At 53.3% G+C, this 15,391-nt stretch carries 12 protein-coding genes and 1 pseudogene; 5 read left to right on the top strand and 8 right to left on the bottom strand.

Annotated features, from left to right (window positions below):
* The first annotated feature begins 90 nt into the window (after nt 1–90).
* Nucleotides 91–1,173, top strand: coding sequence for an efflux RND transporter periplasmic adaptor subunit (locus HZU72_RS20675; protein ID WP_180095517.1), 1,083 nt, complete (start codon nt 91–93; stop codon nt 1,171–1,173).
* A complete protein-coding gene (locus tag HZU72_RS20670; RefSeq protein ID WP_180095515.1) occupies nt 1,173–4,295 on the top strand; it encodes an efflux RND transporter permease subunit in 3,123 nt (1,040 codons plus the stop codon). The genes HZU72_RS20675 and HZU72_RS20670 overlap by 1 nt, the downstream gene beginning before the upstream one ends.
* 140 nt (nt 4,296–4,435) lie before the next feature.
* Here HZU72_RS20670 and HZU72_RS20665 read toward each other — a convergent pair whose 3' ends face one another.
* Nucleotides 4,436–4,864, bottom strand: coding sequence for a DUF3617 domain-containing protein (locus tag HZU72_RS20665; protein WP_022522778.1), 429 nt, complete (start codon nt 4,862–4,864; stop codon nt 4,436–4,438).
* A 147-nt stretch (nt 4,865–5,011) separates the two neighbouring features.
* Here HZU72_RS20665 and HZU72_RS20660 point away from each other — a divergent pair, with 147 nt between their 5' ends.
* A complete protein-coding gene (locus HZU72_RS20660; protein ID WP_180095513.1) occupies nt 5,012–5,221 on the top strand; it encodes a zinc ribbon domain-containing protein in 210 nt (69 codons plus the stop codon).
* Between the two features lie 6 nt (nt 5,222–5,227).
* Here HZU72_RS20660 and HZU72_RS20655 read toward each other — a convergent pair whose 3' ends face one another.
* The 4 genes from HZU72_RS20655 to HZU72_RS20640 form a co-directional block, all read right to left on the bottom strand.
* Nucleotides 5,228–6,055 carry an ABC transporter permease subunit gene (locus tag HZU72_RS20655; protein ID WP_133732798.1) on the bottom strand — a complete coding sequence of 276 codons (828 nt, stop codon included), beginning with the start codon at nt 6,053–6,055 and terminating at the stop codon, nt 5,228–5,230.
* Nucleotides 6,055–6,963 carry an ABC transporter permease subunit gene (locus HZU72_RS20650; RefSeq protein ID WP_133732799.1) on the bottom strand — a complete coding sequence of 303 codons (909 nt, stop codon included), beginning with the start codon at nt 6,961–6,963 and terminating at the stop codon, nt 6,055–6,057. Before HZU72_RS20650 ends, HZU72_RS20655 begins: the two co-directional genes overlap by 1 nt.
* Before the next feature lie 68 nt (nt 6,964–7,031).
* Nucleotides 7,032–8,213 carry an ABC transporter ATP-binding protein gene (locus tag HZU72_RS20645; RefSeq protein ID WP_022522774.1) on the bottom strand — a complete coding sequence of 394 codons (1,182 nt, stop codon included), beginning with the start codon at nt 8,211–8,213 and terminating at the stop codon, nt 7,032–7,034.
* 101 nt (nt 8,214–8,314) lie between these two features.
* A complete protein-coding gene (locus tag HZU72_RS20640) occupies nt 8,315–9,418 on the bottom strand; it encodes a polyamine ABC transporter substrate-binding protein (RefSeq protein ID WP_180095511.1) in 1,104 nt (367 codons plus the stop codon).
* 371 nt (nt 9,419–9,789) lie between these two features.
* Here HZU72_RS20640 and ahpC point away from each other — a divergent pair, with 371 nt between their 5' ends.
* Both ahpC and ahpF read left to right on the top strand, forming a co-directional pair.
* Nucleotides 9,790–10,347, top strand: a complete 558-nt coding sequence (gene ahpC, locus HZU72_RS20635) for an alkyl hydroperoxide reductase subunit C (RefSeq protein ID WP_443089501.1) — start codon at nt 9,790–9,792, stop codon at nt 10,345–10,347.
* Between the two features lie 159 nt (nt 10,348–10,506).
* Complete coding sequence (ahpF, locus tag HZU72_RS20630; protein WP_180095507.1) at nt 10,507–12,063, top strand: alkyl hydroperoxide reductase subunit F; 1,557 nt, start codon at nt 10,507–10,509, stop codon at nt 12,061–12,063.
* An 81-nt stretch (nt 12,064–12,144) separates the two neighbouring features.
* Here the strand turns inward: ahpF and phaC are convergent, their stop codons facing one another.
* From phaC to HZU72_RS24265, 3 genes and pseudogenes are all read right to left on the bottom strand, one after another.
* The gene (gene phaC, locus HZU72_RS20625) at nt 12,145–14,064 is read right to left on the bottom strand and encodes a class I poly(R)-hydroxyalkanoic acid synthase (RefSeq protein ID WP_180095505.1); all 1,920 of its coding nucleotides are present in this window, start codon (nt 14,062–14,064) and stop codon (nt 12,145–12,147) included.
* A gap of 118 nt (nt 14,065–14,182) precedes the next feature.
* Nucleotides 14,183–14,593 (bottom strand): phasin family protein, encoded by a 411-nt coding sequence (locus HZU72_RS20620; RefSeq protein WP_007113285.1) that lies wholly within the window; start codon nt 14,591–14,593, stop codon nt 14,183–14,185.
* Nucleotides 14,594–15,076: 483 nt separating this feature from the next.
* A pseudogene (locus tag HZU72_RS24265) lies at nt 15,077–15,368 on the bottom strand (hypothetical protein); the annotation flags it as partial.
* Between the last annotated feature and the right edge of the window lie 23 nt (nt 15,369–15,391).

Below are 15,391 nucleotides of genomic sequence, written 5' to 3'. Positions count from 1 at the left end.
CATTCTAACAGGGTCGCACTTAAAAATTATTATATGACCAAATTACCCTATACAATAATTGTATAAATATTATCTAACGCTGAGAACACTATGCTTTTTCCCTTTCATCGACGACGGCTGTTGCGACTCACACTCGTGCCTATCACCCTTCTGCTTTCCAGCGTGACGTTCGCCCAATCGGCGCCATCAGTCATAGGCACCCGAGCGATCGTGACTACCTGGTCGGATCCACTAGAAGCCTTGGGCACCCTTCGTGCCGATGAGAGCGTCACACTATCGGCTACCGTCACGGATATCGTTGCCGAGATCAATTTCCGTGACGGCGAGCAGGTCGAAGAGGGTCAGTTGCTTATTCGCTTGGAGGATGCGGAAGAGCAGGCGCAGCTGAGAGCGTCCCAGGCACTACGCGAAGAACGACGTAATGCGTCTAATCGCGCTTCTCAGTTACAAGAGCGCAACCTGGCGGCCCGGGCCGATGTAGAAGACAGCCAATCACGGCTGCGCCAGGCAGATGCCGATATTCAAGCGATTGAGGCTGAATTGGCTAATTACCAGATAAAAGCACCCTTTAGTGGCCGTGTCGGCTTTCGCAATATCAGTGTTGGCGCCCTGGTCACCCCAGGCATGGATCTGGTGACGCTCGATAAATTGGATGTTATGCAGCTCGATTTCAGTGTCCCCGAAGTATTTCTCGGCCGCCTGTCGCCAGGCTTGATGCTAAATGCCACAACTGCCGCCTACCCTGACGCCCTCTTTAGCGGTGAAGTTGCCACCATCGGCACACGAGTGGATCCAGTGACGCGCAGCGTAAGCGTCCGCGCTGATCTCGAGAATACCGATGGCCGCCTGCGGCCTGGCATGCTGATGGAAGTGATCGTTCAACAGCGCGTACGCGATACGGTTGTTATCCCTGAGGCTGCCATAGAGCCTAGCGGTGACCGTCACTTCGTGATGTTAATTGAACAGAATGAAGGCAGCACACGCTTGGCACGTCGCGAAGTGATGATTGGCGAGCGTCGCAATGGCGAGGTGGAAATTCTTGAGGGACTCTCCGCCAACGATTTAATTGTCTTTCATGGCCTACAACTGGCCCGTGATGGACAAGAAGCCAGGTTAATCGGGATCGCCGATGACGAGACCGGTATACGAGCGCTGTTGGAGGCCGACCGCTAATGCGTTTATCGGATATCTCTGTTCAGCGACCGGTATTAGCGATGGTGATCGCGGCGCTGATTATTGCCTTTGGTCTGCTGGCGCTCAATCGTCTGCCGCTGCAAGAGTACCCCACCATCGACCCGCCAGTGGTCACCATCGATACTCGCTACCCCGGTGCCTCGGCCAGCGTCGTCGAAACACGTATTACCCAAGTGTTAGAAGACCGCATTGCTGGCGTTGAAGGCATTGAACTGATTACCTCGCAAAGCGAGGATGGTCGCTCTCAGATCGAGATCGAGTTTGGCATCGATATGGATATCAATGCCGCCGCTAATGATATTCGCGACCGCATCTCCGGCGCGTTGCGCAACCTACCCGACGACGCTGACAACCCAGAGGTTACCAAAGCCGATAGCAGCGAAGAGATAGTGGTGTGGCTAAGCCTTTCTGGCGAAGACTACTCCATCACCGAGCTAACCGACTACGCTAACCGCTTTCTGGTCGACAGCCTCTCCGTTCAGCCGGGGGTGGCACGGGTGCGTGTCGGCGGCGGCAGTGACTACGCCATGCGCGTGTGGTTGGATCGCAATGCCTTGGCCGCACGCGGACTCACCGTTAGCGATATCGAAGACGCACTGCGGGCAGAGAACGTAGAGCTACCGGCAGGCTCGCTTGAATCCGAAGATCGCCAGTTTATTGTCCGCCTCCCCCGTAGTTTTGCCAGCGCCGAAGATTTTCAGCGCCTCGCCCTCAGCTCTCCTCAAAACCAGGAGGAAAACGGCTATCTGGTGCGCCTTGCTGACGTAGCAAGAGTAGAGGTCGGCGCGGTGGAGGATCGTTCTGTCTTCCGCTCTAACGGCATCCCCATGGTCGGCCTGGGTATGATCATGCAGTCGACGGCCAATGTGATAGAGCTCTCTGAAGCCGTTCAGGTCGAACTTGAACGCCTACAAGGTACGCTGCCTGAAGGGATGTCACTGAGCCTGAACTACGACGCCTCGCTGTTCGTCTCCGGGGCGATTGAGCAGGTCGTTATGACGCTGTTTATCGCCATGGGCTTGGTGGTGGTGGTGATCTTTATGTTTTTGGGCAATTTGCGCACCACCCTGGTACCCGCGGTGACCGTTCCGATTGCCGTTATTGGCGCCTTTACTGCTCTGGCAGCGATGAATTTCTCCATCAACCTGCTAACCCTGCTGGCGCTGGTGCTGGCGATCGGTCTGATTGTCGATGATGCCATCGTCGTGCTTGAAAATATTAACCGGCGTATGCACGACTACGGCGAGACACCGCTAGTCGCCGCCTTTCGCGGTACCCGGCAAATCGCCTTTGCTGTCATTGCCACCACCCTGGTGTTGGTGGCGGTTTTCTTGCCACTCAGTATGTTGCAAGGCGATATTGGCCGACTATTTTCCGAGTTCGCGCTAACCATGGCCGCTGCGGTAGTGGTCTCTACTCTGCTGGCACTGACGCTTACGCCGATGATGGCGTCTAAAATTCTTAAGCCGGGCATGCACGACAGCCGGATTGGCAAGGCTGTGCAGTGGCTGCTCAGCGGCACACAGCGCCGCTATCAGGCCATGTTAGAGTGTATGCTCAAAATGCGCTGGCTGGTGGTCGCGGCGTTTGTATTGTTGATTACCGCCACCGCCTGGCTGGCCACGGTACTGCCCAACGAATACACACCTCAGGAGGATCGCGGTAACTTTATCGTATTAGTGAATGGCCCTGAAGGTGCCACCTTTGACTACATGATGGACTATATGGATGAGATCGAAGCGCGGATGACACCACTGGTGGAGAGCGGTGAGCTGGAGCGCGTAGTCGTTCGCGCCCCTCGTGGCTACGGCAACATAGAGAATTTCAATAGCGGCTTTATTATCGTCAATATGGCCGACTGGGGCAGTCGACGCAGTGCCTGGGAGATCATGGGCGAAGTACGCGAAAAGCTGCGTACGTTGCCGGGGGTACAAGCCTTCCCGGTGATGCGCCAAGGGTTTGGGCAGCGTACCCAAAAGCCGGTGCAGTTTGTGCTGGGCGGTGGGACTTACGAAGAGCTTGCCCGCTGGCGCGATACGCTGATCGATCATGTGCGCGAAAACAACCCGCGCTTAATGGCATTAGAGAGCAACTACAACGAAACCCAGCCGCAGCTAAGAGTCGATATTGACTACGAGCGTGCCGCTTCGTTGGGCGTTACGGTGACCGAGATCGGCAGAACGCTTGAAGTGCTGTTAGGTGGCCGTAACGTCACTCGCTATGTTGATGATGGTGAAGAGTACGACGTCATTTTGGAAGGTGACCGCGGCAGTCAAAACAGCCCGAGGACGTTGGATAACATTCAGGTTCGATCTGCTCGCACAGGTGAACTGATCCCCCTGGCCAGCCTGGTCACCCTCTCCGACTTTGCTGGCGCCAGCACCCTGAACCGCTTTGACCGAATACGAGCGATCACCATTGAAGCCAATCTGGCGGATGGCTATCCCCTGGGCGAAGCCTTGGCCTATTTAGAGCAGAGCGCAGCGGAGCTACTGCCGGAAGAGGCGCAAACCAATGTGGCAGGCGCCTCAAGGGACTTCCAGCAGGCCAGCGGCGCTACCGCGTTCCTGCTAATACTGGGCGCGCTTGTGGTCTTTTTGGTGTTAGCAGCGCAGTTCGAGAGCCTGATTCATCCCTTTGTGATAATGCTAACGGTACCGCTCGCGATGAGCGGCGCACTCCTCGCCCTGCTGCTAAGCGGTCAGTCGCTTAATATCTATAGCCAAGTTGGCTTGGTGCTGTTGATTGGACTGGCGGCTAAAAACGGCATCTTAATTGTCGAGTTTGCCAACCAGTTGCGCGATGAGGGTAAAGCGTTTCGTGCGGCGTTGATTGAAGCCTCTGTGACGCGTTTAAGGCCCATATTAATGACCGCTGTGACCACCATGGCCGGCGCCATTCCGCTGATTATCTCGACAGGGCCGGGGTCTGAGTCTCGCTTGGTCATCGGCACCGTGATTATGGCGGGGGTCGGCTCGGCAACGCTGTTTACGCTGTTTGTCGTGCCTGTGGCTTACGACTTATTGGCACGCCACACCGGTTCGCCCGGGGCAGTGAAAAGGCGGTTAGAGGAGGAAATTGCTAATGCGCCATCTGACTGATGTCATTGTCAACGCAGCGAAGCAACCTAGTTTTTAGAGGCTACCGCACGCTTGAGATTGCCGCGTCGCTGCGCTCCTCGCAATGACGACCTCAATGAAAAAGGGTGCCTGTTGGCACCCTTTGAAAAGAGAGCTAGCGATTACTCACACTCGCCAAGATACTCGCCTTCAATCACGGTATTCATGCTCAGCTCACCCATGGGGGACTGGGTAAGAATATCGACGCTGCCTTCGATACGCTCGCCCATAAAACGCATTTCGCCATCGATGGTGGCTTCGCCACCCTCAGCGCGACACACCATGCTGTAGCTTAGACCGTCCGCATTCAGCTCCTGGTCGAGCAGTTCGCAGCCTTCTTCTTCCTCGATGAAGCCAAATTCAGCTCCCTCAAGCTCTTCCTGACTAATACACTGTCGCTCGGTTTCCGTTTGATCCGGAATTTCCATTTCGCCGGTGACGCTGGTTTTGCTCACAAACTCCCACTCACCAGCGGTGACATTGGGGGTTTCAGCCAACGCGACCATCGGAAAGGCCACTAGGGCCGCTACTGCCATGTTACGTAACATCATCGCTACTCTCGCTGCGTTGCTTTGGGAACTTAAATCCTGGGATATCCTACCTGATTCAATCCCACGATGCCCTACCCGACGACCACACTGCTACACTCATTGGGTAAGAAACTGATTTAGCGCATCCGCTATACAAGGTAGCCAACAATGCAAGACGACGCCCTGGTCAATTATGACTTCCACTGCCCCTACTGCGATTCGCCGCTGACCTTCCTGATTGATACGTCACAGGGCAGCCATGATACCTGGGAGGATTGCCATCAATGCTGCGCGCCCATCCAGCTACAGATCATCGTCTCACCGATGACCGGAGAACTCGATAGCGTCGTCGCCGGGCGCGACGACGACGTTCTATAGCTTGATCTAAACGTCTCGTAGAGCAGCCTTCCGCCGGGTCTCATTACGCCGCATAAAAAACCACGCTAACAGCGTCGCCAGCGATACCGTTAGGATGATCAATGTAGCAAGCGCATTGATCTTCGGCGACACCCCCATACGCACAGACGAAAACACCACCATCGGCAGCGTATTGGCCCCTGGGCCTGAAACAAAGCTGGCGATCACCAGGTCATCCAGAGAGAGGGTAAACGCCAGCAGCCAGCCTGCAGCCAGCGCGGGGGTAATGATCGGCAACGTGATAGAAAAAAAGGTTTTCACTGGAGGTGAGCCCAAATCCATGGCGGCCTCTTCAATGGAGTGATCCACTTCCCGCAGCCGCGCAGCCACCACGACCGCCACATAGGCACTGCAAAAGGTGGTGTGAGCAATCCAAATGGTTGCCATGCCCCGATCGGCTGGCCAACCGGTAATCTGCGCCATCTGCACAAATAGCAGCAGCAGCGAAAGACCCGTGATGACTTCAGGCATCACCAGCGGCGCTGTGACCATACTCGACAGTGCCGTTTTGCCTCGGAAGTGGCCATAGCGCGTCATTACAAAGGCTGCCACGGTGCCCAGGCAAACCGCCATGCTGGCCGCGAAAAATGCGATGCGCAGGCTCGTCCATACCGCCGACAAAATCTGCTGATCTCGAAACAGCTCGCCGTACCACTGAGTGGAAAACCCCGCCCACACCGTGACCAGTTTCGATGCGTTAAACGAATACACCACCAGCACAAACATCGGCAGGTAAAGAAACAGCAGACCAAGCACCAGCATGACCGTCGAGAAGTTCGGCCGTCGCATGCTCATTATTCAAGCTCCTTGGACTGATAGCGATGAAACCAGACAATCGGCACCAGTAACAGCAGTAGCATCACCATGGCCAGCGCCGACGCCACCGGCCAGTCACGGTTGAGGAAGAACTCCTCCCACAGCACTTTGCCAATCATTAACGTATCAGGGCCACCAAGCAGTTCAGGAATCACAAACTCCCCTACCGCAGGAATGAACACCAGCATCGAACCGGCCACAATACCTCCTGTAGAGAGCGGCAAGGTGACTTTGATAAAGGTATTGAGCTTGCGCGAGCCAAGATCTGCAGCGGCCTCTAGCAACGAGTTATCCATGCGCGTTAAGTGGGCATATAGCGGCAACACCATGAACGGCAAGTAGGCGTATACGATGCCGATGGTCACTGAAAACTGGGTATTCATCATGCGCAGCGGCGAATCAATCAGACCAATCCCTATCAACAGGTTATTGATTAACCCACTGTTGCTTAGAATTCCCATCCAGGCATAGACACGAATCAAAAACGACGTCCATGACGGCAACATGACCAGCAGCAGTAACAGCAGCTGCCAGCGTGCCGGGGCTCGGGCCATGGCATACGCCATCGGGTAACCGAGCAACAAACAGGCCAGCGTGGCAATAAACGCCGTTTTCACCGAGCCCCAATAGGCGGCGATGTACAACGAATCTGAGAGCAGAAAGAGATAATTGCCCAGATTAAGAAAGACATGCAGCGTCTGATCGGCGTACTCAAGCAGCGGGCCATAGGGCGGAATCGCAATCGCCGCTTCGGAGAGGCTGATTTTGAGCACCAGCGCAAAGGGCAGTAAAAAAAACAGCGTCAGCCACACGAGCGGAAACGCGATCACTGCTCGGCGCCCCAGCTGCAAGCGTTTGAGCAGTGCTGAAGAACGAGATAACTTCATTAAAGGCAGTCTCCTCGCGGTAAGGAATGCGCCACTATCGCAATTCAAAGCGTTAGCAGCTCAAGACGCTAGCGGTTCAAAACAATCGTACTGTGATCTTCCCAGTAGACATACACACTGTCTTCCCAGGTAGGTCGATCACCGCGACGCTCTGTATTGGCCATACTGACTTTAATGATTTGGCCCGACTGGGTGCGCACGTAGTAGAGCGAGAAACCGCCTAAATAGGCAATATCATCCACCTTGCCAGCCGCCCAGTTGTACTCCGTAGTGGGCTTTTCACGGGTGAGCCAAATTTTCTCAGGGCGCAGCGCGACCCAAACCCGCCGATCTACCGCCTGGGTAGTAATACCGTGGTCAATATAGATGGGCCGCTCGAGCGCGGGAGCGACGATGCGGCAGTGGTCAGCAGCATCTTCGCTAATCTCGCCTTCAAACAGATTCACCGTACCGACGAATTCCGCCACCATACGGCTCACCGGGCTTTCATAAATATCGATCGGCGAGCCTATCTGCTCAATCCAGCCATCGGCCATGATCGCCACACGATCGGCCATGGTCATCGCCTCTTCCTGGTCGTGAGTGACCATAATGCAGGTAACGCCCACCTGTTCGATGATCTCGACCACTTCAAGCTGCATTTCAGTGCGCAGTTTTTTATCCAGTGCGCCCATGGGCTCGTCTAATAGTAACAGCTTAGGCCGCTTGGCCAGCGAACGCGCCAGTGCTACACGCTGGCGCTGGCCGCCAGAGAGTTGATGCGGTTTGCGTTTGGCAAAGCGCTCCATATGCACCAGTTTCAACATTTGCGCGACGCGAGCGTCGATATCCGCTTTGGGGAGCTTGTCCTGCTTTAAACCAAAGGCAATATTCTGCGCCACCGTCATATGCGGAAACAACGCATAGGACTGGAACATCATATTGATAGGCCGCTTGTGCGGAGGCATAGCGGTGATATTTTCACCGTCTAATAAAATACGCCCTTCGGAGGGCGTCTCAAAGCCCGCCAACATGCGCAGCAGGGTTGATTTACCTGACCCGGAACCACCTAATAGCGCGAAAATTTCTCCGCGCTTAACCTGCAAATTGACATCATCCACCGCCAGCGCATCATCAAACCGCTTGCTTAAGCGTTTTACTTCCAGCACCACATCTTCAGCAAACCGCGGGGTTTTACCCTGGGGGCGCGACGAAGAAGGCGTGATTGGCGAAGCAGATGAAGGCTCGTTCGACAGGGGCGTAGTGACCATTCGCCACTCCCATCAAAAGGCCCGGCAATCCGGGCATTAAAAAAGACGAGCAGCGAGCCAGAGAGAATTAACCCCAGGCCCGCCGTCGGATAAATGTCGGTTTAACGACCAGACTTTACGCGGTTCCAAATGCGCGTACGAGCACGCAGCACATCTTGAGGCTTTTCAGCCTGCACGTATAGGTTTTGCATGACCTCGGTTTCTGGGTAGATAGCCAGGTCATTGATGATCTCTTCAGAGAGATATTCATTGGCCGCCGCGTTAGGATTGGCATAACGCACGTACTCGGTAATTTCAGCGGCGATTTCCGGGTCGAGGATAAAGTTAATAAAGGCGTGAGCGTTTTCAGTGTTAGGTGCATCGGCAGGTACTGCCATCATATCGAACCAGAGCGCGGCGCCTTCTTTAGGAATGCTGTAGGCGATGGTGAAATCACGCCCTGCTTCTTCGGCACGATCGGCGGCCTGGAAAATATCACCCGAGTAGCCAGCGGCTACGCAGATATCACCATTCGCCAGATCGGACACATAGCGGGAGGAGTGAAAATAGGTCATGTCGTCGCGAACGCCGGCAATCAGTTCACCAGCGGCTTCAATATCGTCCAGATTTTCACTCAGGGGATCAAAACCCAGGTACGCCATGGCGGGCGAGAGCATTTCATCGGCAGAATCCAGCATCGACAAGCCGCAGCCTGCTTCGCTCAATGCAGCGGTTATTTCAGGATCAAACAGCAGTGCCCAGCTATCTACCGGTGCGTCGTCACCCAAAATTTCTTTTACCCGGTCAACGTTATAGCCGATCCCATTAGTACCCCACATATAGGGAACCGAGTATTCGCTACCGGCATCGATGGTTTCCAGGTTGGCCATCAGTTCGGGGTTAAGGTTGTCTAAATTGGGCAGCAATTCATGATTGAGCGGCTGAAAAACACCTGCCTTCACTTGGCGGGTGAAGTAGTAGGTAGAAGGAACCACTACATCGTAGCCGGAACGTCCGGCGAGCAGTGCGGCATCCAAAATTTCATTGCTGTCATAAACGTCATAAGTCACTTCAATGCCGGTTCGCTCGGTAAATTTTTCCAGCGTTTCCGGAGCAATGTAGTCTGACCAGTTAAACACCCGCACCTCTTCGGCGTGGGCAGCGCTAGCCGCTGCGGCGAATGAGATAGCCGCAACGGCCGCGGAAAGTTTGTGGATGTTCCCCATTATCACTGCTCCTGTTGTCTTAGCCATTCACTAAACAATTCAGCCAAATGTTTTGCCAATTTTTTTACCAAATGTGCCCTACCGCTGTCGGAAACAGCCGTCAGCGGCTAACAATAGCGTAGGCCATAATGCTGACCGTGCGAATTTTGCGGTGCAGTGACGCCTACCGCAAGCCAATGTGAAAAATTCTTGTATTTTTGTCTAACGCCCCCATTAATTGTCTAGCAAAACAGCGACCTTTGATTCGCCAATAGGGTAATGCTATTAGCTGGATGGCTTTTTTTAATTTTAGACATTAGTCGTTAGCCGTTAGCATTAGCACTACTTTATAAACCCTACACTCATGACAACTGGAGATTATCTGAATGTCCTTGATCAACACTGAAGTAAAACCGTTTAAAGCCACTGCTTACCTGAATGGCGAATTTGTCGATGTGACTGAAGCGGATCTACAAGGCAAGTGGTCTATTTTCTTCTTCTACCCGGCCGACTTTACCTTTGTTTGCCCCACTGAGCTGGGCGATTTGGCCGATAACTATGCCGAGTTCAAGAAGCTGGGCGTTGAAATCTACAGCGTTTCAACCGACACCCACTTTACTCACAAAGCGTGGCATGACAGCTCAGAGACTATCGGCAAGCTGCAGTACCCAATGATCGCCGATCCCACACTACAGATTTCACGTAACTTCGAAGTGTTGATTGAAGAAGCGGGGCTCGCTGAGCGTGGCACTTTCGTTGTCGACCCCGACGGTAAAATCCAAATTGTCGAAATCAACGCTGGCAACATTGGCCGTAACGCCGAAGAGCTGCTGCGTAAAGTGAAAGCTGCTCAATACGTTCGTGCCAACCCGAACGAAGTGTGCCCGGCTAAATGGAAAGAAGGCGAAGAAACACTCGCGCCCTCGCTGGATCTCGTAGGCAAAATCTAAACTGCCCACGGCTGCCAAACGGACATTTTTTAAGCCTCTAGTAGCTCTATTTGGCAGCGCGACACCCGGGCACCAGCTCGGGTGTTTTTTTAAGGGCACGTTTTTACTGTGTGTCCTGTGATCAAACACCGACATGTTTACTGCGAGGAAGCGATCGTCATGCTGGACGCCAATTTAAAATCCCAGTTAAAAGCGTATCTGGAAAAAGTGACTCAGCCGTTCGAGATCGTTGCCTCCCTCGATGACGGTGCCAAGTCACAAGAACTTCTCGGCCTGCTTGAGGACATCAGCAGCCTGAGCGATAAGATTACCCTACACAGCGATGGTCAGGACGCCCGCACGCCATCGTTTGCGATCAACCGCCCTGGTGAAGAGACTGGCGTGGTGTTTGCCGGTATCCCCATGGGCCACGAGTTCACGTCGCTGGTGTTGGCACTGCTGCAAGTCGGCGGCCATCCACCTAAAACGTCTACTGAGCTACTCGACCAAATCAAAGCCCTCGACGGTGAGATGCTTTTCGAGACTTACTACTCGCTCTCGTGCCAGAACTGCCCTGACGTGGTTCAAGCGCTTAACCTCATGGCTATCTTCAACCCGAACGTTCGTCACGTCGCTATTGACGGGGCTCTGTTTCAGGACGAAGTTGAGTCGCGGGAAATCATGTCAGTGCCAAGCATCTATCTGAACGGTAAGCCGTTCGATCAAGGCCGCATGACCCTTGAGCAAATTTTGGTCAAAGTTGATACAGGTGCCGCAGAACGCGATGCCAAAAAGCTAAACGAGAAAGCCGCTTTCGATACGCTTGTCATTGGTGGTGGCCCGGCAGGCGCGGCAGCCGCTATTTACTCAGCACGCAAAGGCATTAACACCGGCATTGCCGCTGAGCGTTTCGGTGGTCAGGTGGCTGACACCATGGGAATTGAAAACTTTATCTCCATTTCCCATACCGAAGGCCCCAAGCTGGTTAGCGCGCTTGAAGAGCACGTAAAAGATTACGAAGTCGATGTCATGAACCTGCAGCTTGCCACAGCATTTAAAGCAGCCGAGGCTGAAGGTGGGCTGCACGAAATTACTTTGGAGTCGGGTGCGACGCTTAAGAGCAAAACCCTGGTACTGGCGACGGGTGCCCGCTGGCGCGAAATGAATGTGCCCGGCGAACAGCAGTACCGCAACAAAGGGGTGGCTTACTGCCCTCACTGTGACGGCCCGCTGTTCAAAGGTAAGCGGGTAGCGGTGATTGGCGGAGGTAACTCTGGCGTTGAAGCGGCGATTGATCTGGCGGGTATTGTCGGCCATGTCACGCTCGTAGAGTTTATGGGTGAGATGCGCGCCGACGCGGTGCTGCAGAAAAAGCTCAAGAGTCTGCCTAACGTCGATATTATCCTCAACGCACAAACCACCGAAGTAACGGGCGATGGCAGCCGTGTGAATGGCTTGAACTATAAAGACCGCACCACCGATGAGAGCAAATCCATCGCGCTGGAAGGTATTTTTGTTCAGATTGGTCTGGTGCCTAACACCGAGTGGTTGAAAGGTTCTCCAATAGAAATGACGCCCCGCGGTGAGATCATCGTCGATGCTCACGGTATGACATCGGTGCCCGGCGTCTTCGCTGCAGGCGATGTAACTACCGTGCCCTACAAGCAGATCATCATCGCCATGGGCGAAGGCGCCAAAGCGTCGCTGGGCGCTTTCGACTACTTAATTCGTAATTGAACCATGATAAAACGAAGCCCGCTGATTTTCAGCGGGCTTTTTGGGTTTTGACATCAGCGACGACGCCATTAAGACACGCCATTAAGACTTAGACGGGACTTCTCCCAGCACTTCGGGAATGGTGGTTTTCACATAACGCCCTGGCGCAGGCTCGATCACCTTGAGCTCGCCGTCACCGGGTTGACGTACAGGCACCATTTTTTCGCTATCGGCATAGCCATTGTCGGTCATCCACGCCTGCCAGTGAGGCCACCAGGAGCCCTCCTGAGCCGTAGCACTTGCAAGCCACTCCTCATGGTTTTCAGGTAGTGTGTCGTTAGTCCAGTAGCCATACTTATTTTTATTAGGCGGGTTGACGATACCTGCGATATGACCCGAGCCGCCTAGCACAAAGGTAACCGGCCCTTTGGGTAGCAACGCCCCATAGTAAGTACTGTTCCATTTGGCGATGTGGTCTTCTTTGGTGGAAACGAAATAGCTGGGAGCCGACACCTTGCGCAGATCAATTTTCACGCCATCCAGCTCAATGCCGCCGGGCTCAACCAAGCGGTTCTCTAAGTACATATGGCGTAAATACCAGGCATGGGTACCTGCGGTTAAATTGGTACCATCGGTATTCCAGTAGAGTAGATCAAAGGCGGCAGGCGTCTCACCCTTCAAGTAGTTATTAATGTAGAACGACCAAAACAGGTCATTCTCACGCAACAAGTTGAAGGTGTAAGCCATCGAGCGGCCATCAAGGTAGCCCTTCGCTTCTAGCGTTTGTTCAATCCCTTCAACCACCCGCTCATTGAGAAATACACCGATATCGCCAGGATCACGGAAATCCTGCAGCGTGGCCATATAGGTCACCGACTTTACTTTGCGCCCACGCCGAGTGCTGGTGAGGTACGCTACCGTCGATGCCGTTAACGTGCCGCCGACACAGTAGCTGAGTAGATTAACCGATTTCTCGCCACAGGCCTGCTCGATAGCTTCTATCGCGCTGATCGGCCCCATCTGCATATAGTCAGCCCAGGTGATATCGCGATGCTCCGGGCCAGGATTACGCCAAGAGATCAAGAATACCGTATGGCCTTGATCCACCAGCCACTTCACCATTGAGTTATCTTCGCGCAGATCGAGAATGTAATACTTATTGATCCACGGCGGCACCATTAGCAACGGCGTTTTAAAGGTCTTTTCCGTCGTTGGCGTATATTGGATCAACTGGATCAGTTCATTTTCATACACCACCGAACCGGGCGTTACCGCAATGTTTTCGCCCACGCCAAAGGCAGCGCGGTCTGTCATGCGGACGTTGATACCTTCACCAGAGTTACCTAAATCTTCACGTAAACGGGCTAAACCATCCACTAGGTTTTGACCACGGGTCTCAATAGTGCGGCGCATAACCTCTGGGTTGGTGGTCATAAAGTTAGTTGGCGCCATCGCATTGACCAACTGGCGGGCGTAAAACATCAAGTTACGCTTCTGGGTTTCATCCAACCCACTTAAGCTTTCAACCAGCTCTTCTACCATCTGCGAGAACAGTAAGTACTGCTGCATAATGGCCATGTAGTGAGGGTCTTGAGTCCATGCTTCATCTTTGAAGCGACGGTCACTTTTAGCCGGGGTAATCAGCGGCGTTATTTGCTCGCCAGCCATGCCACGCAGGGCTTGCTGCCACAATAGCCACTGGTCTTGAAGCAAACGGTTCTGGGTTTCCCACAGCAGCGTAGGGTTTTGCATTAATGACTGCGCACCCGCTTCAAAGCTTTCACGCATATCACTGTAAATTGAGTCGGCGGCTTCACTGGGCGCAATACGGGAAAGCAGATCCTGCATCAATCCTTGGTACTGTTCGCTAATCTCTTTAAGCTGATTATTCCAGGCTTCTATCTCCGCTGGAGATAACCCTTCAGGCAGTCCTTGAGAGAGTCTTTGAGAAAGTCCTTGAGACAGGCTGTCAGATAGCCCTTGTGATATTGCCTGGAACGGATTGTGCCACGCTGACTGCATACTCATTCTCCCTACGCCTATCTTCGGGCGCACCGACCACTTTGGCTATGTAAGCATATATAAATTTAAGCTTATAAATGCATCGCGGCGCCCTTGAGCGCCGCGATGAAGTCACTAATCAGCTTTTGCGCGATGACTGACTAGAGGCTTTGGCAGGTTGCTCGCTTTTAGTAGCAGCCTTGGCTTGCTCGGACATTTGCTGACCGGCTTCGCTGAACATTTTTTCCATTTCAGACTTAAACTGCAGGCTCATTTCGCTCATGACACGCGCGTCTTCCTGCATCTGCTGGGAAAGCTCGTTCATCATTTCAGCTTGCTTGGTGCCAAAATCACGCAGGCTTTCTGCGTCTTGAATTTCAGTGGCGCTACGGATGCGCTCTGTACCCATCTGGCTGTAGCGCTTCATGGCTTCCAGCTGATACTGGGTCATTTTTTCCATGTTGTTGAGCATCAGCGAATTAATTTTACGCATGGGCTCAAACATTTGCTTAGTTTGGGCGTTGAAGGCGTCCATCATATTATCTTGCATAGTGTCTGCTCCTGTTTAGTTCCTTGGCATGAGCCTTGGAGTGACTCATAGTGATCTAACTGATCTTGCCTTACCTTGATTTGCTGCACTGCAAAAAGAGTAGTCCTTGGCATGCTGCATTGCAACAGCGACACTGTTTTAAGTAGCTGCATTCAGTAACGCTGCAAAAACGTCTCTGCATTGCCTCTCTCATATCGCCATTAGCGATCTTTACCAAGCGCTTTCTCACTTCCCCACAATCTATTTTTGCCAGTCTATCGTTACTGATTTATGAATCACTGCGCTTGGATGTTGAGCGTGTGCTTGAGCCGGAACGTGAGCGCGACGACGCTGTTGACTTGGCCTTACCACCACTACTGGTACTTTTATTGGCACTATTATTAGTACTGCTCGCCCTGGAACTCGCCGCACTGCTTTTAGTGCTGGTGTTACCACCCTGCTCAGACGCACTGCCGTTAGCCGAAGAGGTACTAGTGGAATTAGTGCTGGCACTGCCCGCTTGGCGCAACATATCCAACATCATTTGCTGATAAGTGCCGAAGTTGGCTAGCCCTTGAGACAGCCCTTCAGATAGCCCTTGAGAGAGCCCTTGCTGCATCATCGGCTGCTGGAGAAAGGGCCTCATAAGACTCATGGGGTCGTAGCCCTCTACCCCAGACTCCATTTGCCGCTGGATATTTTCCAGCAGATTTTTCTGGAAGGCTTCGACATCCGGCAACCCCAGAGATTGGCGAAACTCGTCCGGGGTAAGATCAAACTCAACGTTAATCTTCATAGGCGGCTCCTGCACTGTTTTGT

This window comes from Vreelandella sedimenti (assembly GCF_013416325.1).
Classification (GTDB): domain Bacteria; phylum Pseudomonadota; class Gammaproteobacteria; order Pseudomonadales; family Halomonadaceae; genus Vreelandella; species Vreelandella sedimenti.
The sequence above is the reverse complement of the archived record's forward strand: the minus strand, read 5'-3'. Positions and strand labels throughout refer to the sequence as shown.